Origin of the sequence: Streptomyces canus (assembly GCF_041435015.1) — a bacterium.
Classification (GTDB): domain Bacteria; phylum Actinomycetota; class Actinomycetes; order Streptomycetales; family Streptomycetaceae; genus Streptomyces; species Streptomyces canus_G.
Window position 1 is genome coordinate 3,900,649 of sequence record NZ_CP107989.1, and the last position, 21,874, is coordinate 3,922,522.

Below are 21,874 nucleotides of genomic sequence, written 5' to 3' on the forward strand. Positions count from 1 at the left end.
AGTCCGGCGATGGAAGAGCTCGTCATCCGGGACGCCGACGTCGTCGACGGCAGCGGCGCCCCCTCGTACCGCGCCGATGTCGTGGTCGACGGCGGCCGGATCGTCTCGATCGTCAAGGAGGCGGCCGACGCGGGCTGTCAACGCCCCACGGCGAGAAGGGAGCTGGACGCCGAAGGCCTCGTCCTGTCCCCCGGCTTCATCGACATGCACGCGCACAGCGACCTGGCCCTGCTGCGCGACCCCGACCACAGCGCCAAGGCCGCGCAGGGGGTCACTCTCGAAGTGCTGGGCCAGGACGGGCTGTCGTACGCGCCGGTCGACGACCGCACCCTGGAGGAGGTCCGCCGCGCCATCACCGGGTGGAACGGCTACGGCGGCGACATCGACTTCGACTGGCGGTCGGTGGGCGAGTACCTGGACCGCCTGGACCGCGGGATCGCCGTCAACGCGGCCTATCTGATCCCCCAGGGCACGCTCCGCGCGCTCGTCGTCGGCTGGGAGGACCGCGAGGCGACCCCGCAGGAACTGGACCGTATGCGCCGGCTGGTCGCGGAAGGCATGGAACAGGGCGCGGTCGGCATGTCGTCGGGCCTGACCTACACCCCGGGCATGTACGCCGAGGACGCCGAACTGACCGAGCTGTGCCGGGTGGTGGCCGAGTACGGCGGCTACTACTGCCCGCACCACCGCTCGTACGGGGCGGGCGCGCTGGAGGCGTACGAGGAGATGGTCGCCCTGACCCGGGAGGCCGGCTGTTCCCTCCATCTCGCCCACGCCACCATGAACTTCGGCGTGAACAAGGGCCGGGCGCCGGAGCTGCTCGCCCTCCTGGACGAGGCGCTGGCCTCGGGTGCGGACATCAGCCTGGACACCTATCCCTACACCCCCGGCTCCACGACCCTCGCGGCCCTGCTGCCGAGCTGGGCGAGCGAGGGCGGTCCCGAGGCCGTCCTGAAGCGGCTGGCGGACGACGACACGGCCGAGCGGATCCGGCATCACCTGGAGGAGATCGGCGCCGACGGGTGCCACGGTGTGCCCGTCGAGTGGGACACCGTCGAGATCTCGGGCGTCGGCGACGCGGCCTTCGCGGACCTCGTCGGCCGTTCGGTCGCGGAGTCCGCCCGCTCGCGAGGCGAGAGCCCCTGGGCGACCGCCCGCGGGCTTCTGCTCGCCGACCGGCTGGCCCCGTCGATCCTTCAGCACGTCGGCCACGAGGAGAACGTCCGGGCGATCATGCGGCATCCGGTGCACACCGGCGGCTCCGACGGCATCCTTCAGGGCGCCAAGCCGCATCCGCGGGCGTACGGCACGTTCCCGCGATATCTGGGCACCTACGTGAGGGAGTTGGGTGTCCTCTCCCTGGAGGAGTGCGTCGCGCGTCTCACCTCGCGCCCGGCGTCCCGGTTGCGCCTGCCGGACCGCGGCCTCGTCAGGGAGGGCTACCGGGCCGACCTGGTCCTCTTCGATCCGCAGACGGTGGCGCCGGGGTCGACGTTCGAGGAGCCGCGCCGGTTGCCGACGGGTATCCCCCATGTCCTGGTCGACGGACGGTTCGTGATCGAGAACGGCCGGCGCACGGACGTGCTGGCAGGCCGGGCGGTCCGTCACAGTCCCGTGCGACGGAACGCCCCGCACAGCGCTACGGCTTAGGCAGGGTGCACGCGCTCGCGTTCAGGTTGAGCTGGTTCCCCGTCGTGAAGCAGGCCGGGATGTTGTAGATCTCCTGGGCGTAGTTGATGCCCTCGCGGACGGTGACGTTGCCGTTCGCGTCGACCTCGCACGGGTTGTTCTCCGTGCAGCGCTCGCCGTCCTCGTTGCCGGTGTTGTTGACCGCGACGACCTTGCCGGTGGACTGGTCGACGACGGGCGAGCCCGAGGTGCCGCCGATGGTCTGGCAGGCGGAGGTGTAACGGACCGAGTCCTTCCAGGTCCAGTCACCCTCCTTCAGGCGGTACGCGAACCCGTCGATGTTGCAGCTGTAGAGCCTCTTCCAGTAGCCGGAGGCCACGGTGATGGCGGTACCGGCGGTCGGGTGCGTGTCCTGCACGGTGAGCGGGGAGATGCCGTACGAGCTCTTGATCGACGCGTAGGTGCTGGTGAGCTGGTAGATCGAGACGTCCGTGTCGGTCATCGTCCCGTAGGCGAGCTTGCTGGCGCGCAGGGTGGCGACCTTGGTGCCGGCGGAGTTGAGCAGTCCGAAGGTCCGGCTGGAGGCCTGGTTGGTGAGCACCTCGCCCGGCTCCGGGAAGCCGGTGGTGAGGCAGTGGCCGTTGCTGAGCACCAGCGCCGGGTCGGTGTCCAGGGAGTTCGGGAACCGGATGACCGAGCCGGAACAGTTGCTGAGCGAGACGGTCCCGGCGAGGGTCACGGCCTTCAGCTGGGGCGACGGTGAGGTGAGCTGGGACAGACTCGCCGTGGTGGACGTGACCACGTCGTGGACCACGGAGCTGACCGTGTCCGTGTCGGCGCCCTTGCCCACGGTCGTGGCCGTGGGTTCGGCCGCGACCGCGGGTGCCGTGCTCATCCCGGCGAAGGCCAGGATGCTGAGCGCGGCGACGAGAGGCTTTCTCATGTGGGGGTCCCCTCTTGCGACTTGGGCGGCCGGAAATCTTCCGGCCGCCCGCGATTTTGTCATGCACATTGTGAAGAGAGGTGGGTTATTGGGCAAGAAGCTGTGTCGGCATGGGCAACCTACCCAGCTGGACGGTTACTTGGGTCCTTTGGTACTGCCCTGTCCGCGTCCTTTGCCGTTGGAGTTGCCCGGGCCGCCGGCGGAGACGGAGCTCGACGAGGGCGAGGGCGAACCCGAAGCGGCGGGCCGGGTGCCGGAGGAGGTCCCCGCCGACGGACTCCCATCCGCCTCCGGGCTCGCGGACGCATCCGCGGAGGTGTCCACGCCGGACGTGGCGGCACCGGTCTCCGGACCACCGGAGGCCGTCGCCCCCGGGACCGCCGGGCGGGCGGAGGACGCCGGGTCCGTGGCGTCACTCGTCCCGGCGGAAGCCGAGGGGGTGCCGTCCTTCCGGTCCTGCGCGGGCCCCGAGGAGGACAGCCCCGCGATCAGGGCCGCCGCCGACACCACCCCGGCGGCTCCGACGGCCACGACCACCCGCCGCGAGCGTCGGGCACCCGTGCCGTGCGCGGCACGCCGCCGGGCGGCCCGGCCGGCGGGCCGCGGGCCGGGCGGCTCCAGATCGCCGGGCTCCGGGGCCGCGGGCTCGATCCGGGGAAGCTCGGCCGTCGCGTCGTACACGTTCTGCCAGCCGTGCGCCGCCGCCGGATCCGTGTACTGCTCGTACGCCGGGGCCGGGGCGGGCTGCGGCTGGTAGACGTTCGGCGCCCCGGACTCGTACTCGACTGGCCTCGACATGGCGACGGATTGTAGAGACGGATGTGCCAGGTGGGACAGCTACCGGCGATAACAGCCCAAACGGACGCGTCTCACGTGGCGGAAAGCACGGCCCGCGAAGCGTTACCGGGCCGTAAGCTCCCAGACATGCAGGTGATCCAGTCGACCAAGCTCGCGAACGTCTGTTACGAGATCCGGGGCCCGGTTCTCGAGGAGGCGATGCGCCTGGAAGCGGCCGGGCACCGCATCCTCAAGCTGAACACGGGCAACCCCGCCGCCTTCGGGTTCGAGGCGCCGCCCGAGATCCTGGAGGACGTCCTCCGGAACGTGTCGACGGCCCATGGATACGGCGACGCGAAGGGGCTGCTGGCCGCGCGCCGTGCCGTCGTCATGCACAACCAGACCATCGGCATCGAGACCGACGTCGAGCACGTCTTCATCGGCAACGGCGTGTCCGAGCTGATCGTGATGGCGATGCAGGCCCTGCTCGACGACGGCGACGAGGTCCTCGTACCCGCTCCCGACTACCCGCTGTGGACGGCCGCCGTGTCGCTGTCCGGCGGAACGGCCGTCCACTACCGCTGCGACGAGCAGGCGGACTGGATGCCCGACCTCGCGGACGTGGAGCGGAAGGTCACCGACCGCACCAAGGCGCTCGTCATCATCAACCCCAACAACCCCACGGGCGCGGTCTACGACGAGACCATGCTCAAGGGCCTGGCCGACATCGCCCGCCGGCACAACCTGCTGATCTGCTCGGACGAGATCTACGACAAGATCCTCTACGACGGTGCCACGCACACCCCGACCGCCGCGATCGCCCCCGACCTGCTGACTCTCACCTTCAACGGCATGTCCAAGGCGTACCGGGTGGCGGGCTACCGGGTGGGCTGGATGTCGATCTCCGGCCCCCGCGCGCACGCCGACTCCTACATCGAGGGCCTGACCATCCTGGCCAACATGCGCCTGTGCGCCAACATGCCGGGACAGCACGGGGTGGTCGCCGCGCTCAGCGGGCGGCAGTCGATCAAGGACCTCGTGCTGCCGGGCGGGCGGCTCGTCGAGCAGCGGGACGTGGCGTACGAGCTGCTGACCCAGATCCCCGGCGTGAGCTGTGTGAAGCCGAAGGGGGCGCTGTATCTCTTCCCTCGGCTCGACCCCAAGGTCTTCAAGATCAAGGACGACCGGCGGATGGTCCTGGACCTGCTGCGCCAGGAGAAGATCATGGTCGTGCAGGGCACCGGCTTCAACTGGCCCGAGCCCGACCACTTCCGGGTGGTCACCCTGCCGACGGCCGGGGACCTGCGGGACGCGGTGGGGCGGATCTCGAACTTCCTGGACGGGTACAGCCAACTTTAGACAAGATCTAAGCTAGGATGGTTTCCTGACAGCATCGGGAGGCCATCCATGTACGAACCGATCCGCACCAAGTCGGTCCACAGCACGATGGCCGACGCCCCGTCCGACTTCCCCCACCGCTCACGCGAGGAAGAGCTGGACATCCAGCTCGCCGGACATCTCGCGGCGCTGCTCGCCGTCACGGACGAGCTGCGGGCGGTGGCGCCGTCCGCCGACCTGGACACCGCGGCCGAGCGGCTCACCGTGCAGGTGACCCGGCTGCGGGGCGGAGGCGCACCGGCCCGCGCGTCGCTGACCTCGGTCACCTCCGAACCGCACGTCACCGACCTGCACCGCCGCGCCCACGCGGTGGCCGGCCGCGCCCTTCTCGTGGCGGCGTCCCGGGCGGACACGGCGGCGGCGATCCTCGCGGCGGAGCGGATGGACTCCCACGCGGCGGCCCTGGAGCCCCGCGAACTCGCCACGCACTGAGCCGTACGGCTCCCCGAATCGGCCCCGGTCCGCGCGCTCCCGCAGCGACGCGCGGACCGGGTGCCACGCACTGCGTTCGCTTGAGCGGGGGCGCCTCGCCGTAGGGGTTCCTGTCGGCTCGCGGGTGCAGGTTTCGTCGTGGCTGGTCGCGCCGTTCCCCGCGCCCCTGACCCCCCGTGTCGAGTCGGGACCGGTGCTACACCTTCCGTTCAGCCTGTTCGCCGTAGGGGTTGCTGTCGTCTTGCGGCGCAGGTTTCGGCGTGGCTGGTCGCGCCGTTCCCCGCGCCCCTGGAATGCGCACCCGTGTCGAGTGGGGGCCGGTGCTACGCCTTCCGTTCAGCCTGTTCGCCGTAGGGGTTGCTGTCGTCTTGCGGCGCAGGTTTCGGCGTGGCTGGTCGCGCCGTTCCCCGCGCCCCTGCCCCCCCGTGTCGAGTCGGGACCGGTGCTACACCTTCCGTTCACCCTGTTCGCCGGGGAATGTTGGGTTCCGCGAGCACGCTCCCCGTGTGAGACGCATCGCAGGGATCGTCCTCGCGGTCCTGCTGATCGGCGGCGTGGTGGCAGCCGTCGTGGCAGGCCGGGAAGCGGACGACAAGGGCACGGCAACGAAGACCGTGCAGGGAGTGATCGGATCGGAGAAGGCCGAGTTCTTCGCCGATCCCGACGTGGTGAAGGCCCTCGCCGCCAGGGGCTACACCGTGAAGGCCGAGACCTCCGGGTCCTGGGCCATGGAGGGCCTCGACCTCGACGGGTACGATTTCGCCTTCCCGTCCAGCCAGGCCCCGGCCACCGAGCTCGCCGCGAAGTACAAGGTACGGGGGACCCTCCCCCGCCCCTTCTACTCGCCCCTCGTCGTCGTGGCGCACAAGAGCGCCGCCGGGGTCCTCGCGGGCAACGGCCTGGCCACGCTGGACGCGGAGCACCGCGGCACCCTCAAGATGGCCGCCTACCTCGACGCGGCCCGCGAGGACCGCACCTGGCAGCAGCTCAAGGGGGCGGACACGTACGGGGAGCTCACCGGCACCCTCTACCTCTCCAGCACCGACCCGGAGACCTCCAACTCCGGCGCCCTCTACCTCGCCGCCGCCTCCTGTGTGGCCAACGGCGGCAAGGTCGTCGCGAGCGACGCGGAGGTCAGGCGGACGACCCCCCTGCTGCACAAGCTCGTCAGTGTGCAGGGCGCCCAGCAGTCCAGCACGGACGCGGCCTTCCGGGACTTCGTCAGCGGCGCCGGCAACCCGCTCGTCCTGGTCTACGAGTCCCAGGTCGCCTCGCTCCTCGCGGACGGGCAGCACCCCGACGACCTGGTCGTCCTCTACCCGGACACCACGGTCAACAGCGACCACACGGTCGTACCGCTGACCGAGAACGGCCAGGCCCTCGCCGGGCTCCTCTCCACCGACCGGCGGTTGCGCGAGCTGGAGGTCCGGCACGGGTTCCGGCCGCAGGGCGACGCCACCGAGTTCGCCTCGGCCGCCACCTACCTCAAGCAGGAACTGACCGGCGTCCGCCAGGCGCCCGTGCCCACCTCCGCGGTGCTGCACGAGCTGGCGCGACGGGCGCGCGGATAACGGGGGACACAGCCATGACATCCATGAACGACGACACTTTCGTCCTGACGCCTCCCGAGGCCGTCGCACCCGTGCCCCGCGAGAAGGCCGGCGGACTCGTCCCCGTCGACGACTCCGTGCGCACCGACATGGCCAGGAAGGCCTCCGCGTACGTCGAGGGGCTCGCGACGCTCGACGCCCGCTCGCCCGAGTTCGCCGGCAAGGTCGGTGAGATCACCGGACTCGGTGCCGGCGAGATGCGCAGCGCCGCCGCGCAGTCCAACCGGATGCTGGAGCGGACCGTGCGCAGTCTGCCGGACAAGGGCGGGGACGCCCAGTCCCTGGTGGCGGGCTCGCTCGTCGAACTGCGGCGCGTGGTCGAGGACCTGGACCCCCGGGACCTGTCCGCCGCCAAGGGCCGCAGGTTCCTGTCCCGGCTCCCCGGCGGCAACCGGCTGCGCGATCACGTGGCCAAGTACGCCTCAGCACAAGGGACGTTGAACAGGATCGTGGGCTCGCTGCGCGGCGGCCAGGACGAACTCCGTCGTGACAACGCCGCGTTGCAGACCGAGCGGGTCCGCCTGTGGGAGACGATGGGCAAGCTCCAGGAGTACGTCGTGCTGACCGAGGCCCTGGACACGGCCGTCGAGCGGCACATCACCGCCGTAGGAGATCCGGAGGCGGCCGACGCGCTCCGCGCCGACGTCCTCTTTCCCGTCCGGCAGAAGCACCAGGACCTGCTCACCCAGCTGGCCGTCTGCGCGCAGGGCTACCTCGCCATGGACGTCGTACGCCGCAACAACGAGGAACTGATCAAGGGCGTCGACCGGGCCGCCACCACCACCGTGTCGGCGCTGCGCATCTCCGTGATGCTGGCCTCCGCGCTCGAGAACCAGAAGAAGGTCGTCGAGCAGGTCAACGCCCTGCGCGGGACCACCGAGGACCTGATCCGGGGCAACGCCGAGATGCTCGCGACCCAGAGCGGGGAGATCCAGCGCATCGCCGCCGACCCGGCGGTCGGCGCCGAGACCCTGCGCTCCGCCTTCCAGCAGATCTACCGGACCCTCGACGCGATCGACACGTACAAGGTGCAGGCGACCGAGGTGATGGCGGCGACCGTGGAGTCACTGACCTCCGAACTCCAGCACGCCAGTGGGTACTTGGAGCGCAGCCGGTCGCAGGGCGCGCTGGAGGGGGGCCTCGGATGAGACGCCACGCACTGGCCGCCTGCCTCGCGGCGCTCGGCCTGCTCACCGCCTGCACGGCCCAGGAGGACGGGATCAGCGGCCTGTCGACGCCCGGCGTCCCCGGGCCCGCCGAGCCGGGCACCCTCCGTGTCCTCGCCTCCAGCGAGCTGAGCGACATGGCCCCGGTGCTCGCCCGGGTCGAGAAGGACACCGGCATCAAGGTCCGGCCGACGTACATCGGCACCCTGGACGCCGTGGACATGCTGGCGAAGGGCACGGCCGACGGACGGTACGACGCCCTGTGGCTGTCGTCGAACGACTACCTCCGGCTGCGCCCCGAGGCGGCCGCGAAGGTGGTCTCCGAGACGCCCGTCATGTCGAGCCCGGTCGCGATCGGGGTGAAGCAGGCGACGGTGAAGGCGCTCGGCTGGAAGCCGGACGACGTCACCTGGTCCCAGGTCGAGCAGGCCGTCCGGGACGGAAAGCTGACGTACGGCATGACCGATCCGGCCCGCTCCAACTCCGGCTTCTCCACACTGGTTTCGGTGGCCTCCGCCCTCTCCGGCGCCCAGTCGGCGCTCACCGACGCGGACGTCGGCAAGGCCAGGCCCCGGCTGAAGGAGTTCTTCAAGGGCCAGAAGCTGACCTCGGGTTCCTCGGGCTGGCTGGCGGCGACGTACGACCGGCGCGGCGACGTCGACGCCCTGCTCAACTACGAGTCCGTCCTCAAGGGCATCCCCGGTCTGACCGTGATCCGTCCCCGCGACGGCGTGATCACCGCCGACTATCCGCTCACCACGCTCAAGTCCACGAGCACCCGGACCCGCGAGGAGGTCCGCCGGCTGACGGAGGACCTGCGCACCGAGAAGATCCAGCGGGAGATCACCGCCCGCACCCACCGCCGCCCGGTCGTCGCCTCGGTCCCTCCGGGAAGCGGCCTGGACACCACCCGCCGCCGTGAACTGCCCTTCCCGGGCACCCGTTCCGTCGCCGACGGCCTGCTCGACTCCTACGAGAACGAGCTGCGCCGCCCGTCGCGGACCGTGTACGTCCTGGACACCTCGGGCTCGATGGAGGGCGACCGCCTGGACCGCCTCAAGACGGCCCTCACCGACCTCACCGGCGACTTCCGCGAACGCGAGGAGGTCACGCTGATGCCGTTCGGCTCGCAGGTGAAGAGCGTACGGACCCATGTGGTCGAGCCGGCGGACCCGCGGACCGGCCTGGACGCGATCCGCGAGGACACCTCGGCGCTCTCCGCCGACGGCGACACCGCGATCTACACCTCACTGGAGAAGGCGTACGGCCATCTCGGCGGCGACAGCGACACGTTCACGTCGATCGTGCTGATGACGGACGGGGAGAACACGGCGGGCGTCGACGCCGGGGCCTTCGACGACTTCTACCGGGACGGCCTGACCCCCGCCGGACGGCGGATCCCGGTCTTCCCCATCCTCTTCGGCGACTCCGACCGCTCCGAACTGGCCCACATCGCCGACCTGACCGGCGGCCGCCTCTTCGACGCCCGGCAGGGCTCGCTGGACGGCGCCTTCGAGGAGATCCGTGGCTATCAGTAGATATCTGGAGTCCCGCAAGAACCTCGCGGGAAGCGCGTGCGGCCTGGTCGGTCTGGCGCTGACCTTCGCGGGTGTGGCCGGCCCGTACTGGCCCGTGGTCGTGGCCGGGCTCTACGGCGCGGGCGCGCTGATCGCCCCGCCGGAACGCCCCGCGCTGCCCGAGCTCCCGGACCCGTCGGCCCAACTGGACGAGGTGCGGGGCGACTTCGAGAAGGTGCGCGCCTATCTGACGGACATCGAGCTGTCGGTCACGGCGGCGGCCCGGCTGCGTGAACTCACCGAGCTGCTGGCCGCGTTGCTCGACCAGGGCTGGAGCAAGGAGCTGCTGGCCCATGACCCGGAGGGTGTGCACGCGCTGTCCCGGATCGTCCGGCGCGACCTGCCCGAGGCCGTCGACAGCTTCGTGCGCACCCGGTGGTGGACGCGGATGACACCGGGCACGGAGTCCCCCGAACTCCACCTGGAACAGCAGCTGGGCCTCATGAAGCAGGACGCACAGCAGCTGGCGGCGGCTCTCCGGGACACGGAGGCCCGCCGCCAGGAGACCCACACCCGGTATCTGGAGGACCGGGGCGGGCACAACGGGGTCAGTGCGTGACCGACGGTCTCGCCTTGTGGGCAGCACGCCCCGCACGCCGTTGTGCGGGGCCGGTTCGTGACTCAGGGCCTGTCCGAGCGGACCTGCCCTCGTGCCGCCACCCGCGGCCGGCCCGTGACGATCACGGGTCAGGGCTCCCATCGGGGCCGGCCGCGGGGGTTCTGGGGGGACTCAGCCCAGGCGCCGCACCAGCGCGTGGTACTCGTCCCACAGCTCCTTCGGCGTGTGGTCACCGAAGGTGTTGAGGTGCTCGGGGATCAGGGATGCCTCGTCCCGCCACACCTCCTTGTCGACCGTGAGCAGGTACTCCAGGTCGGTGTCGGCCAGGTCGAGGCCCTTGGTGTCGAGCGCGTCCTTGGTCGGCAGGATGCCGATCGGGGTCTCGACGCCCTCGGCCTTGCCCTCCAGCCGCTCCACGATCCACTTCAGAACGCGGCTGTTCTCGCCGAAGCCGGGCCAGACGAACGCGCCTTCGTCGTTCTTGCGGAACCAGTTGACGTAGTAGATCTTCGGCAGCTTCGACTGGTCCTTGTCCTTGGCCACGTCGACCCAGTGCCCCATGTAGTCGCCCATGTTGTAGCCGCAGAACGGCAGCATGGCGAAGGGGTCGCGGCGCAGCTCGCCGACCTTGCCCTCGGCGGCGGCGGTCTTCTCGGAGGCCACGTTGGCGCCGAGGAAGACGCCGTGGTTCCAGTCGAAGGACTCCGTCACCAGCGGGACCGCGCTCGCGCGCCGCCCGCCGAAGAGGATCGCCGAGATCGGCACGCCCTTGGGGTCCTCCCACTCGGGCGCGATGATCGGGCACTGGGCGGCGGGGGTGGTGAAGCGGGCGTTGGGGTGGGCGGCCGGGACGTCCGAAGCGGGCGTCCAGTCGTTGCCCTTCCAGTCGGTGAGGTGCGCCGGGGTCTCCTCCGTCATGCCCTCCCACCAGATGTCGTTGTCGTCGGTGAGGGCGACGTTGGTGAAGACGGAGTTGCCCCACAGCGTCTTCATCGCGTTGGCGTTGGTGTGCTCGCCGGTGCCGGGCGCGACGCCGAAGAAACCGGCCTCGGGGTTGATCGCGTAGAGGCGGCCGTCCTCACCGAAGCGCATCCAGGCGATGTCGTCGCCGATCGTCTCGACGGTCCAACCGGAGATCGTGGGCTCCAGCATGGCGAGGTTGGTCTTGCCGCAGGCGCTCGGGAAGGCGGCGGCGACGTACTTCGACTCGCCCTGCGGCGGGGTGAGTTTCAGGATGAGCATGTGCTCGGCGAGCCAGCCCTCGTCGCGGGCCATCACCGAGGCGATGCGCAGGGCGTAGCACTTCTTGCCGAGCAGGGCGTTGCCGCCGTAGCCCGAACCGTAGGACCAGATCTCGCGGGACTCCGGGAAGTGCGAGATGTACTTGGTGGAGTTGCACGGCCAGGGAACGTCCTCCTGGCCTTCCTCCAGCGGCGCCCCGAGCGTGTGGACGGCCTTGACGAAGAAGCCGTCGTCGCCGAGTTCGTCGAGGACCGGCTGTCCCATACGGGTCATCGTGCGCATCGAGACCGCGACGTAGGCGGAGTCGGTGATCTCGACGCCGATCGCGGAGAGGTCCGAGCCGAGGGGGCCCATGCAGAACGGGACGACGTACATCGTCCGGCCCTTCATCGAACCGCGGAAGACGCCCTTCTCGCCGGCGAAGATGTCCCGCATCTCCCCCGGTGCCTTCCAGTGGTTCGTCGGCCCGGCGTCCTCCTCCTTCTCCGAGCAGATGAAGGTGCGGTCCTCGACGCGCGCGACGTCGGTCGGGTCGGAGGCCGCGTAGTAGGAGTTGGGGCGCTTGATCGGGTCGAGCTTCTTGAAGGTGCCCTTCGCCACGAGCTCCTCGCACAGGCGCTCGTACTCCGCTTCGGATCCGTCACACCAGACCACGCTGTCCGGCTGGGTCAGTTCGGCGATCTCGTTCACCCACGAGATCAGTTCCTTGTGCTGGGTGGGGATGACGGGGGGAGCCGCGATGTCGCGCGCCACGATTGCTCCTAGATGAGGGATTTTTTGTTTGGAGGCCCCGTGGGGGCTGCGACCCGGATGCTTCTCGTGCCGTTTGGTGGTGACCTTGGCGCTCATCCGGTGCCGACCGCACTCATTTGATCATCCGACCGAAGCGCCCATCTGTCCAGAGGGCATCACAGGTGAGCGGAGTGAGGATCGCCACGCTCACTGTGCGCACAGCGCGTTTATTTGCGTGCACTTAGCGTTCAGCGAACCGTCTCTTTACTGGTCAACTCCCGTGAGACGATGGCCACTCTTGGCCGTTCCTCACGCTCTACTCATGCGTAACTTACGGTCCCGTAGGTACGATGCCGGTCATGACGCCGCCCGCCCACGACGCCGACGCTCCCTCCCTGCCCCACCAGATCAAGCAGCACGCCCACCAGCTGGCCGAGCCCATCAAGCCGAAGCTGCGCGGTTGGCTGCACCTCGGCATGTTCCCGGCCGCACTGGTCGCCGGGCTGATACTGACCGCCCTCGCGAACTCCACCAGAGGCCGGATCGCCTGCGGGATCTTCGCCCTGACCGCCTGCCTGCTGTTCGGCGTCAGCGCGCTGTACCACCGGGGCACCTGGACCCCCCGCATGGACGGCGTGCTGCGACGGCTGGATCACGCCAACATCTTCCTGATCATCGCGGGCACCTACACCCCGCTGACCATGCTGCTCCTGCCGGGCAGCAAGGGGCAGTGGCTGCTGTGGGGCATCTGGGGTGCCGCGGTGGCCGGCATCCTCTTCCGGGTCTTCTGGGTCGGCGCCCCGCGCTGGCTCTACACCCCCTGCTACATCGCGATGGGCTGGGCCGCCGTCTTCTTCCTGCCCGACTTCATGCGCGCCGGCGGTGTCGCGGTCCTGGTCCTGGTCGTCATCGGCGGCCTGCTCTACAGCGCGGGCGGCGTGATCTACGGCCTCAAGCGGCCGAACCCGTCACCGCGCTGGTTCGGCTTCCACGAGGTGTTCCACTCCCTCACCGTGGCCGCCTTCGCCGTCCACTACGTCGGCATCTCGCTGGTGGCGTACCAGCACACGTAGACCGTTCCATGCCTTTCGAGGGCCACGGCTTCCGAGCCGTGGCCCTTTTTGCATGCCCAAACCGATTGACAGCTCATAGCTTTTGAGAGCTACTCTCATTTCATGGAAACTATCACTCCGGACCCCCGCCGCTGGTGGGCCCTGGCCGCCCTCGTCGCGAGCATGCTGACGCTCGGCTTCGACCTGACGATCCTCAATGTGGCGCTGCCGACCATGGCCGCCGACCTCGACGCCGGCACCGGCGCACAGCAGTGGATGGCCGACGCGTACGTCGTCGTCTTCGCCGCCCTGATGCTCCCCGCGGGCCTCCTCGGCGACCGGTTCGGGCGGCGCCGGATGCTCATCACCGGACTCGTGATCTTCCTCGCCGGATCACTGGTCGGCGCGCTGGCGGGCGATGTGAACGCGGTGATCGCCGCCCGCGCGGTGATGGGCGTCGGCGGCGCCCTCGTCACCCCGCTCGCGCTCTCCGTACTGCCCACCATCTTCGCCCCCGACGAGCGCACCAAGGCCGTCGGCATCGTCTCCGCCGCCTCCGCGCTCGGCCTGCCCCTCGGCCCGATCATCGGCGGCTGGCTGCTGAACCACTTCTGGTGGGGCTCGGTCTTCCTGGTCAACGTCCCGATGGCCGCGATCGGCATCGCCGCCTGCGTCTTCCTGCTCCCCGAGACCCGCGACCCCTCCTCCCCCAGGGTCGACACCCTCTCCGCCGCACTCACCGTCACCGGCCTCGGCGCCCTCGTCTACGCGATCATCGAGGCACCCACCCGCGGCTGGAGCGACCCGCTGGTGCTGGGCATGCTCGCGGCGTCCGTCCTGCTGATCGCCGCACTGGTGGTGCGCGAACGCCGGGTGCGGCGCCCCATGCTCGACATGACCCTGCTCACCCACCGCGGCTTCCTCCTCAACACCACCGCCGCGACCCTGGTGAACTTCATCCTGTCCGGCCTGCTGTTCGTGCTGCCGCCCTTCCTCCAGGCCGTCCTCGGCCACGACGCCCTGGGCACCGGCGTCCGGCTGCTGCCGATGATGGGCGGACTGCTGGTCGCCTCCCGCCTCGCCCCCAAGGTCGTCGCCCGCTTCGGCGCCCGCGCCTCGGTGAGCGCCGGTCTGGTGGTGCTGGCCTTCGCCGGGCTCCTGGGCAGCCGTACGACGGTGGACTCCGGCTACGGATTCGTCGCGCTGTGGCTCTCCCTCACCGGCTTCGGCTTCGGTCTCTCGCTCATCCCCGCCATGAACGGGGGCCTGAGCGCCCTGCCCCGCGACCGCGCCGGCAGCGGCTCCGGACTCCTGATGACCATGCGCCAGGTCGGCGGCGCGATCGGCATCGCCCTGCTCGGCAGCCTGCTCGCCGGCACCTTCCGGGACCGCCTCGACGTCACCGGGCTGCCCGCCCGGGCCGCCGACACCGCCGGGGAGTCCGTGGTCGCCGCACACCTGGTCGCCCAGCGCACCGGCTCCGCCGATCTGCTGACCTCCGCGAACAGCGCGTACGTCCACGGCATGGGCATCGTCCTGCTGGTCTGCGGGATCGCGGCCCTCGTCGCCGCGCTGCTCGCCGCCGCCTTCCTGCCGGGCACACCCCGTCCCGCCGAGACCTCCACAGCACCGGACATGGCTGCCGAGGAGGCGGATGCCCGACAATGAACCCCATGACGGCCGCACGCTCCCCCCTCTCCCCCGCCGACCGCCCCCAACTGGGCCTTCGTGAGCGCAAGAAGATCAAGACCCGCGAGGCGATCCGCACCGCGACCTACGCGCTGATCAAGGAACAGGGTTACGACGCCACGACCGTCGAGCAGATCGCCGAGCGCGCCGAGGTGTCACCGTCGACCGTCTTCCGCTACTTCCCGACCAAGGAGGACATCGTCCTCACGGACGAGTACGACCCCCTGATGGTCGAGGAACTGCGCGCCCGGCCCGCCGACGAGCCGTGGATCGACTCGCTGCGGCACGTGATGCGCCTGGCACTCGACGGCACCATGGCCGAGGACCCCGAGGCGATCCGCGTCCGGGCCCACCTCGGGGTCCAGGTCCCCGCCGTCCGCGCCCGGATGCTCGAGAGCATGTCGGAGACCGGGCGCATGCTCTGCGAGGCCCTCGCCGAACGCTCCGGCCTGGCCGCGGACAGCCTCCAGGTCCGCGTCTACGCGATGTCCCTCATCGGCGGCCTCATGGAGGTCTCCATGTACTGGGCGGAGAACGGCTTCGAGGGCGACATGCGCGACCTCCTGGACCAGGCCCTGGAGGTCCTGGACCAGGGCCTGCCGACGAAAAAGCCCTGAATCCGCTCTCCCCTGCCGTGGCATCCTGACCGGGTGAACGGTCCCGAGATCCACGTCGAGTTCGCCCCTGGCCTGGCCGTGTTCGTCGCGAGCGGCCGCCGCCGGGGGCCCACCACCCTCACCACCGACGGCGTCTCCTCCCTCGGCCACGTCGTCGAGTCGGCCGGCGTCCCGCTCACCGAGGTCGGGGCCCTGCGGGTGAACGGCCGCGAGGTCCCGAGGTCCTACGTCCCCGTCGCGGGCGACTCCGTGGAGATCAGGGCCGTCGCCCGCCCCCAGCGGATCCCCGGCGCTCCCCTGCGCTTCCTCCTCGACGTCCACCTCGGCACCCTCGCCCGCCGCCTGCGCCTGCTCGGCGTGGACACCGCGTACGAGTCCACGGACATCGGCGACCCGGCCCTCGCCACCCGCTCCGCGACCGAGAAACGCGTCATGCTCAGCCGCGACCGGGGCCTGCTGCACCGCAGGGAACTCTGGGCGGGCGCCTTCGTTTACAGCACCCGCCCCGAAGACCAACTCCGCGACATCCTGGACCGCTTCCGCCCCGAACTACGCCCCTGGACCCGCTGCACAGCCTGCAACGGCCTGCTGCGAGAGGCCACCAAGGAGCAGGTGGCGGACCGGCTGGAGGGCGGGACGGAACGGTCGTACGACGTCTTCGCCCAGTGCCAGGAGTGCGGCCGCGCCTACTGGAAGGGCGCACACCACGAACAGCTGGAGGCGATCGTGGCCGGCGCCCTCGCGGAGGTCAACCGCCCAACGCCACCCGCAACGCCTCCGCGTCGGTCGTAGGCGCCTCACAGGTGAAGTGCCGGCAGACGTAGGCGGTGGGCTCGCCGTTGACGAGGATCCGGTCGGCGAGCAGCGGGAGTTCCTCGCTGTCCGGAGTCCCCACCGCGACCACGGCACCGGGGGCGGTCCCCAGAAGTGCCGTACGGTGCAGGGCCCTTGTGGCGTCGTCGGTCAGCGCGGGTCCCACGACCGCGACCTCCTTCGGCCCGTCGAGGTGTGCCTCCGCCACCGCGAGCCCCCAACCGACGAACCGCGGCACCCGGGGCCCGAGCGCCTTCACCACCCCGAGTGCCTTCTCCGCGGCCTCGCGATGGGGCTCGGCCCCGGTCTGCGCGGCGTAGGACAACAGCGCCCCCGCCGCGGCCGTCCACCCGGAGGGCACCGCGTTGTCGGTCGGATCCTGCGGCCGGCGAATCAGCCGCTCGGCGTCGGCTGCCGTGTCGAACAGCCCGCCCTCGGACCCGGTGAACCGCGTCAGCACATGGTCGAGCAGGAACCCGGCGAAGTCGAGCCAGACCCCCTCCCCGGTCACGGACGCCAGCGCGAGGAAACCCTCGGCCACATCGGCGTAGTCCTCCAGCACACCGGCGTTGGCACCGACCTGACCGTCCTTGCTGGTACGGGACAGCCGGGCCTGCTCGTCCAGATGCAGCCGTACGAGAAGATCGGCGGCACCCAGAGCGGCCTCGACCAGGTCGGGACGGTCGAAGTAGGCGCCGGTCTCGGCGAGCGCGGCGATCGCGAGCCCGTTCCACGCGGCGACGACCTTGTCGTCCCGGCCGGGGGCAGGGCGCCGCGCGCGTGCGTCGAGGAGCCGCCGCCTGATCGACTCGATCTTCTCGGCCTCGAACACGGTGTCCTGCTGAGGGAGTTGGAGGACGGACTGCCCGTGCTCGAACGTGCCCTCCTCCGTGACACCGAAGTACTGGGCGGCGAGGTCGGCGTCCTGCTCCCCGAGCACCTCACGCAACTGCTCCGGCGTCCACACGTAGTAGGCGCCCTCGACGTGCCTGCCCGTCCCGTCGTCACTGTCGGCGTCCAGCGCGGAGGCGAACCCGCCCTCGTTCGTGCGCAGTTCACGGACGATGAAGTCGGCGGTGTCGAGGGCTACCCGGCGGGCGAGGTCGCTGCATTCATCAGCGACTCCGTCGCGGGCGGTGGACCGCCACAGGTGGGCGTAGACGCGGCACAGCAGGGCGTTGTCGTACAGCATCTTCTCGAAGTGCGGCACGATCCAGTCCCGGTCGACGGAGTAGCGGGCGAAGCCGCCGCCGAGCTGGTCGTGGATGCCGCCGCGGGCCATGCGCTCGCAAGTGTCCCGGGCCATCTGGAGGGCGCCCTCGGCACCGGTGCGGGCGTGGTGCCGCAGCAGGAACTCCACGACCATGGACGGCGGGAACTTCGGCGCCCCGCCGAACCCGCCGCGCTGCGCGTCGTACTCCCTCGTCAGCCCGAGCAGAGCCGCGGCGAGCTGCTCCTCGCCGGGTGCCTGCGCGTCGCCGTAGGACATCTCCCGCCCGGCGAGATCCCGCACGATCTTCCCAGCGACCTCGGCGACCTCGTCCCGCCGGTCGGTCCACGCGTGCCGGACACCCTCCAGGACCTGCCGGAAGGAGGGCATGCCCTGGCGGGGCGAGGGCGGGAAGTAGGTGCCGAAGTAGAAGGGCTCGGCGTCCGGCGTGAGAAACACGGTCATGGGCCAGCCGCCCTGCCCGGTGGCGGCCTGCACGGCCTCCATGTAGACGGCGTCGACGTCGGGGCGTTCCTCGCGGTCGACTTTGATGGTGACGAAGTGTTCGTTGAGGAAGTCGGCGGTGGCCCGGTCCTCGAACGACTCGTGTGCCATGACGTGACACCAGTGGCAGCTCGCATACCCGACGCTCAGCAGAACGGGTTTGTTCGCCTTCCGCGCCTCCTCGAAGGCCTCGGCCGACCACGGCCACCAGTCGACCGGGTTGTCCGCGTGCTGGAGGAGGTAGGGGGACGTCTCGTGGGCCAGTCGGTTCGGCATGGGGTCCATCCTGCCGCAGTACCCCGCGCGTCAGGCGTCAGGCGTGTCCCGACGGCGACGTCGAGCTTCCCGGTGCGGCCCTCTCGCCCCGATGCCCCGTCCGCAGCACACTTGACCAAGAAAGCCGTTGCCGCCGGAGGGGGAAGTGACATGCGGGACAGTCATCGGGCGGAAGCCGAACGGCTGTTGGGCCGGGCGGTGGAGGAGGAGGTGCGGCGTTCGGGCGGGCGGGTCGACGGGGCCGTCCTGCTCGCGCGGGCCCGAGGATCACTGGACGCGATGGCGCAGACGGCCGCCGAGGAGTACGAGGCCTACACGCGCGCCCTGGACGAGGCGCAGGCCGGTCAACTCACCTTCAGGCAGCGGTACTCCAAGGAGGGGGCCGGGACTCCTCTGCTGGTGGCGGCGGTCGCCGCCCTGGCTGCCGCCGTGGCCGACCTGGCGCTCGGCACCGACACGGGCACCGCGCTGGGCGCGGGCGTGACCGTGGGCGTCGTGGCCGCGGCGGCGACCGTGGTGAAGGTGGCCGGCTCACATCTGCCGGCCGCGCACCACCGGGCGGGCGCCATCGGCCAGCCCGGCGGCCCGGAGCAGCTCCGGCTCCAGTGGCTGACGGCCTTGGAGGTACGGGGCATCCGGCCGTTCCTCGACCAGCAGCGGGTGCTGAGCGCGTCGACCGGCCCGAAGAAGCCGGGCCCGCGGCTGCGCGGCTCGGACAAGAGCGCGGCGGCCCGCGGCAGGAGCGTGCTGGAGCAGTCGTTCGGGCAACTCCCGGAACCCATCAGCGAGTTCGCGGACCGTCGGACGGAGATGGGCCGCATCCGGCAGTGGGTGCAGGCCTCGCGCGCGACCACCGAGACCCGGCCCACGGTGGTCGTCCTGCACGGCCCGCCCGGCAGCGGCCGTACGGCACTCGCCGTACGGGCGGCGCACGACCTCAAGGACTACTTCCGCGGCGCCTGCGTCGTGGACCTGCGCGGCGACAACCCGGAGGAGTCCCCGCTCTCCACCCGGGACGCGCTACTGCATCTGCTGAACCGGCTCGGTGCCCCGCGCGAGCAGCTGCTGTTCCGTGAGCGTTCGTCGCCCGACCAGCAGGTCAAGCGGCTGAGCGAGCTGTACCACCAGCATCTGACCGGCCTGCCGGTGACGATCGTGCTGGACGACGCCTCCGACCCCGAGCAGGTCCGCACCCTCGTCCCCGAGCGTTCCGACAGCCTGGTCCTGGTCACCGCGCGCGAGCCTCTCGGTCTGCCGTCGGACCTCGCCGCCCAGGTGCACGAACTCCCGGTCGACGCCCTGGACGCGGCGGGCGCCGAGGAGCTCCTGGACGCGGCCGCGCAGTCGGCCACCGGTCCCTATGACGCCCAGTCCGCCGACCGGATCAGGGAGTTGTGCGGCGGTCTGCCGCTGGCCCTGCGCATAGCGGGCTCGTCCCTCGGTCCCCGCTCCCCGCGCCAACTGGCCACCGATCTCGGCGCGTACGGCCCGGTCGAGCCCGTCGAACGCGTCCTGTGGCTCCGTTACACCGACCAGTCGGAGCAGGCCCGTCGGCTGCTGCGCCGTCTCGCGCTGGCCGGCCGGTCCTCGCTCGGCGCCGCCGCGGCCGCCGCGCTGCTGGCCACCGACGAGACGGAGGCGACCCGGCACCTGGTGGCGCTGGCCCGCGCGGGCCTGATCGACCACGTCCGCGGCAGCCGTTACCGCGTCCACGACGTCGTCCGCGCCTTCGCCCAGGCCAGACTGCTGGACGAGGAGGAACCGGCGGAGCGCACGGCCGCGCAGGAGCGCCTCATCGTCAACTACGCCGACCTCGCCGACTCCGTGCTGCGTCTGGTCGACGGCAACATGTCGACCCGCTCGGACCGCTTCAGTCCGCACGGCTTCACCTCCCTCGACGAGGCGCTGCGCTGGCTGGACGACGAGTCGAGTTTCATCACGGCGGCGCTCAGGCACGCGGAGGGCGTCAACCAGGGAGCGGTCCTCAACCTCCTGGGTGCGCTGTGCGACTACTGCCTGCTGCGCGGTGACCTCTACCGCCTGGGCGAGATCAGCGAGTTGGCGCAGGCGGTGGACCAGGGGCTGCTGGTTCGCTCGGTGCAGTGGCGGACCGGTATCGCCGCCCGCCAGCTGGGCGAGCTGGACAAGGCGCGCACGACTCTGACCTCGGTGGTCGACCTCTATATGGAGGCCCACCACGACGCGGGCGCCGCGCGGGCCCTGTGTTCCCTGGGCATCACGCTTCACCACCAGGGTCATCTGACCGAGGCGGCCGCGAGGCTCGAGGAGGCCCTGGCCCTCCAGTCACCTCCGGAGCTGGCCACGGACCGCGCCTGGAGCATGCACGCCCTGGCGGCGGTCGAACGCGACCGCGGCCGCGTCGCGCAGGCACAGGACCTGCTGAGCCGTTCCCTGGTCCTGCACCGCGCCGGCGAGTCCGTCCACGGCGAGGCCTGGGCCCACTTCCAGCTCGGCCAGCTGGCCCTGCGCATGGGCGACGTACCGCGCGCGGAGACGGAGCTGAGAACGGCCCTCGACCTGTACGGCCGCACCCGCGACGCCCGGGGCGAGGCGTGGGCGCTGACCCAGCTGGCGCGGGCCCGCCTGGTGGCCGGGGACCCGTCGGCGGCGGTGGACGGCCTGCGCCAGGCGGCCTCCCGCCACCGCGACAACGAGGACGCGCGCGGTGAGGCGTGGACGGTCTACTACCTGGGCCAGGCGTTGGAGGAGACGGGCAACCTGGACCTCGCGGTCCGTGAGCTGGAACGCTCGCGGACGATGTTCTCCCGTATGCGGGATGTCTACGGCCTGGCCTGCGCCCGCCACCACTCGGCCCGTGTCACCCGCGACCAACGCGCCGCGCAGACGGGTTCGCTGCGCAACTCGGGCTTCGCCCGCCAGCTCCTGGTCGACGCCCGCGCCGACTTCCAGCGCATCGGTGTCGCCCACGGCGAAGCGTGGACCTGCCTCGAACTGGCGGTGGTGGACGCGGGCAACGGCCGTACCCCCCAGGCCCTCGCCCTGTGCGACGAGGCGGCGGCCCTGTTCGCCTCCTACGGCGACGAGCGGGGCGAGGACTGGGCCCGCTTCCTGCGCTGCACCCTGCTGCCGTACGCGGCGCCGGGCGGCGTGGAGATCGGCGCGGCGGTCGCCCAGGAGGAACTGGCGGAACTGGGCCGCCGGGAGCACGGGGCGCGGGACGAGAAACTGGACGAGTACGTGGGGGCGTACGGACTGCTGCTGGAGCGGGGCGTGAACCTGGACACCGGGTGGCAGGCATGGCGGCTCGGGATGGTGCCGAACCGACACGCGCGGGAGGTCATGGGGGTGGCGGTGGCCCCGGCGCGGGGCTGAGCTGCGCGGTTGGTCCGCCCGGCGGGCCCGTGGGGCGGATCGGTACCGGCAGCTGATCGGTACGCCATCGGGTGCCGGCACCTGTGCCTGTGCGCGGCGGTGTACGACCCCCGCCGTTCCGCCCCGCCGAGCGGGGTGAGGGCGTCTTTCGAGGCGGCGCCCGCGGCGGTGTCGGCTTTCCGGGCGCCGGTCCGGGCCAGGGCACGCTCGGCCCCTCGGCGTGCACGGCCCAAGGGTTGCTGCCGCCGGCCCGAGCACGGGCTCTGACGGGAGGGGCCTCGGGTGTCCCCTCCC

Annotated in this window: 16 protein-coding genes; 12 read left to right on the forward strand and 4 right to left on the reverse strand. The window is 71.1% G+C overall.

The features are described 5' to 3' along the window. Positions 1 to 9: 9 nt before the first annotated feature. The gene (locus OG841_RS17405) at positions 10 to 1,650 is read left to right on the forward strand and encodes an N-acyl-D-amino-acid deacylase family protein (RefSeq protein ID WP_328640641.1); all 1,641 of its coding nucleotides are present in this window, start codon (positions 10 to 12) and stop codon (positions 1,648 to 1,650) included. Here the strand turns inward: OG841_RS17405 and OG841_RS17410 are convergent. Together OG841_RS17410 and OG841_RS17415 are read right to left on the reverse strand one after the other, a co-directional pair. Beyond that, positions 1,640 to 2,572: a S1 family peptidase gene (locus OG841_RS17410; RefSeq protein WP_328640640.1), complete on the reverse strand. Its 933-nt coding sequence runs from the start codon at positions 2,570 to 2,572 to the stop codon at positions 1,640 to 1,642. The two genes, OG841_RS17405 and OG841_RS17410, sit on opposite strands and share 11 nt — an antisense overlap. A gap of 135 nt (positions 2,573 to 2,707) precedes the next feature. Next, positions 2,708 to 3,370, reverse strand: a complete 663-nt coding sequence (locus OG841_RS17415) for a hypothetical protein (RefSeq protein WP_328640639.1) — start codon at positions 3,368 to 3,370, stop codon at positions 2,708 to 2,710. 126 nt (positions 3,371 to 3,496) lie between these two features. On the opposite strand from OG841_RS17415, the gene OG841_RS17420 reads away from it, so the two are divergent. The 6 genes from OG841_RS17420 (at position 3,497) to OG841_RS17445 (ending at position 10,091) form a co-directional block, all read left to right on the forward strand. Next, positions 3,497 to 4,708 carry a pyridoxal phosphate-dependent aminotransferase gene (locus tag OG841_RS17420; RefSeq protein WP_328640638.1) on the forward strand — a complete coding sequence of 404 codons (1,212 nt, stop codon included), beginning with the start codon at positions 3,497 to 3,499 and terminating at the stop codon, positions 4,706 to 4,708. Between the two features lie 48 nt (positions 4,709 to 4,756). Beyond that, positions 4,757 to 5,179, forward strand: coding sequence for an SCO4983 family protein (locus tag OG841_RS17425; protein ID WP_328640637.1), 423 nt, complete (start codon positions 4,757 to 4,759; stop codon positions 5,177 to 5,179). A gap of 506 nt (positions 5,180 to 5,685) precedes the next feature. Then, positions 5,686 to 6,750, forward strand: a complete 1,065-nt coding sequence (locus tag OG841_RS17430) for a hypothetical protein (protein ID WP_371566001.1) — start codon at positions 5,686 to 5,688, stop codon at positions 6,748 to 6,750. 23 nt (positions 6,751 to 6,773) lie between these two features. Then, positions 6,774 to 7,937, forward strand: coding sequence for a toxic anion resistance protein (locus tag OG841_RS17435; RefSeq protein ID WP_371566003.1), 1,164 nt, complete (start codon positions 6,774 to 6,776; stop codon positions 7,935 to 7,937). Then, positions 7,934 to 9,493 (forward strand): substrate-binding and vWA domain-containing protein, encoded by a 1,560-nt coding sequence (locus tag OG841_RS17440; RefSeq protein WP_371566005.1) that lies wholly within the window; start codon positions 7,934 to 7,936, stop codon positions 9,491 to 9,493. Before OG841_RS17435 ends, OG841_RS17440 begins: the two co-directional genes overlap by 4 nt. Beyond that, entirely contained in the window at positions 9,480 to 10,091 is a 612-nt protein-coding gene (locus tag OG841_RS17445; protein ID WP_328640633.1) for a hypothetical protein, read from the forward strand. The genes OG841_RS17440 and OG841_RS17445 overlap by 14 nt, the downstream gene beginning before the upstream one ends. A 171-nt stretch (positions 10,092 to 10,262) precedes the next feature. Here the strand turns inward: OG841_RS17445 and OG841_RS17450 are convergent, their stop codons facing one another. Then, a complete protein-coding gene (locus tag OG841_RS17450; RefSeq protein WP_371566007.1) occupies positions 10,263 to 12,086 on the reverse strand; it encodes a phosphoenolpyruvate carboxykinase (GTP) in 1,824 nt (607 codons plus the stop codon). Between the two features lie 338 nt (positions 12,087 to 12,424). On the opposite strand from OG841_RS17450, the gene trhA reads away from it, so the two are divergent. From trhA to OG841_RS17470, 4 genes are all read left to right on the forward strand, one after another. Further along, positions 12,425 to 13,138, forward strand: coding sequence for a PAQR family membrane homeostasis protein TrhA (gene trhA / locus OG841_RS17455; RefSeq protein WP_328640631.1), 714 nt, complete (start codon positions 12,425 to 12,427; stop codon positions 13,136 to 13,138). 102 nt (positions 13,139 to 13,240) lie between these two features. After that, positions 13,241 to 14,785, forward strand: coding sequence for an MFS transporter (locus tag OG841_RS17460; RefSeq protein ID WP_371566010.1), 1,545 nt, complete (start codon positions 13,241 to 13,243; stop codon positions 14,783 to 14,785). Positions 14,786 to 14,790: 5 nt separating this feature from the next. Then, complete coding sequence (locus OG841_RS17465; RefSeq protein WP_328640629.1) at positions 14,791 to 15,423, forward strand: TetR/AcrR family transcriptional regulator; 633 nt, start codon at positions 14,791 to 14,793, stop codon at positions 15,421 to 15,423. Positions 15,424 to 15,456: 33 nt separating this feature from the next. Beyond that, positions 15,457 to 16,215 (forward strand): Mut7-C RNAse domain-containing protein, encoded by a 759-nt coding sequence (locus OG841_RS17470; RefSeq protein WP_328640628.1) that lies wholly within the window; start codon positions 15,457 to 15,459, stop codon positions 16,213 to 16,215. Here the strand turns inward: OG841_RS17470 and OG841_RS17475 are convergent. After that, the gene (locus tag OG841_RS17475) at positions 16,172 to 18,226 is read right to left on the reverse strand and encodes a thioredoxin domain-containing protein (protein WP_365118896.1); all 2,055 of its coding nucleotides are present in this window, start codon (positions 18,224 to 18,226) and stop codon (positions 16,172 to 16,174) included. The genes OG841_RS17470 and OG841_RS17475 overlap by 44 nt on opposite strands. 150 nt (positions 18,227 to 18,376) lie before the next feature. Here OG841_RS17475 and OG841_RS17480 point away from each other — a divergent pair, with 150 nt between their 5' ends. Next, positions 18,377 to 21,580: a tetratricopeptide repeat protein gene (locus tag OG841_RS17480; protein ID WP_328640626.1), complete on the forward strand. Its 3,204-nt coding sequence runs from the start codon at positions 18,377 to 18,379 to the stop codon at positions 21,578 to 21,580. Positions 21,581 to 21,874 lie beyond the last annotated feature (294 nt).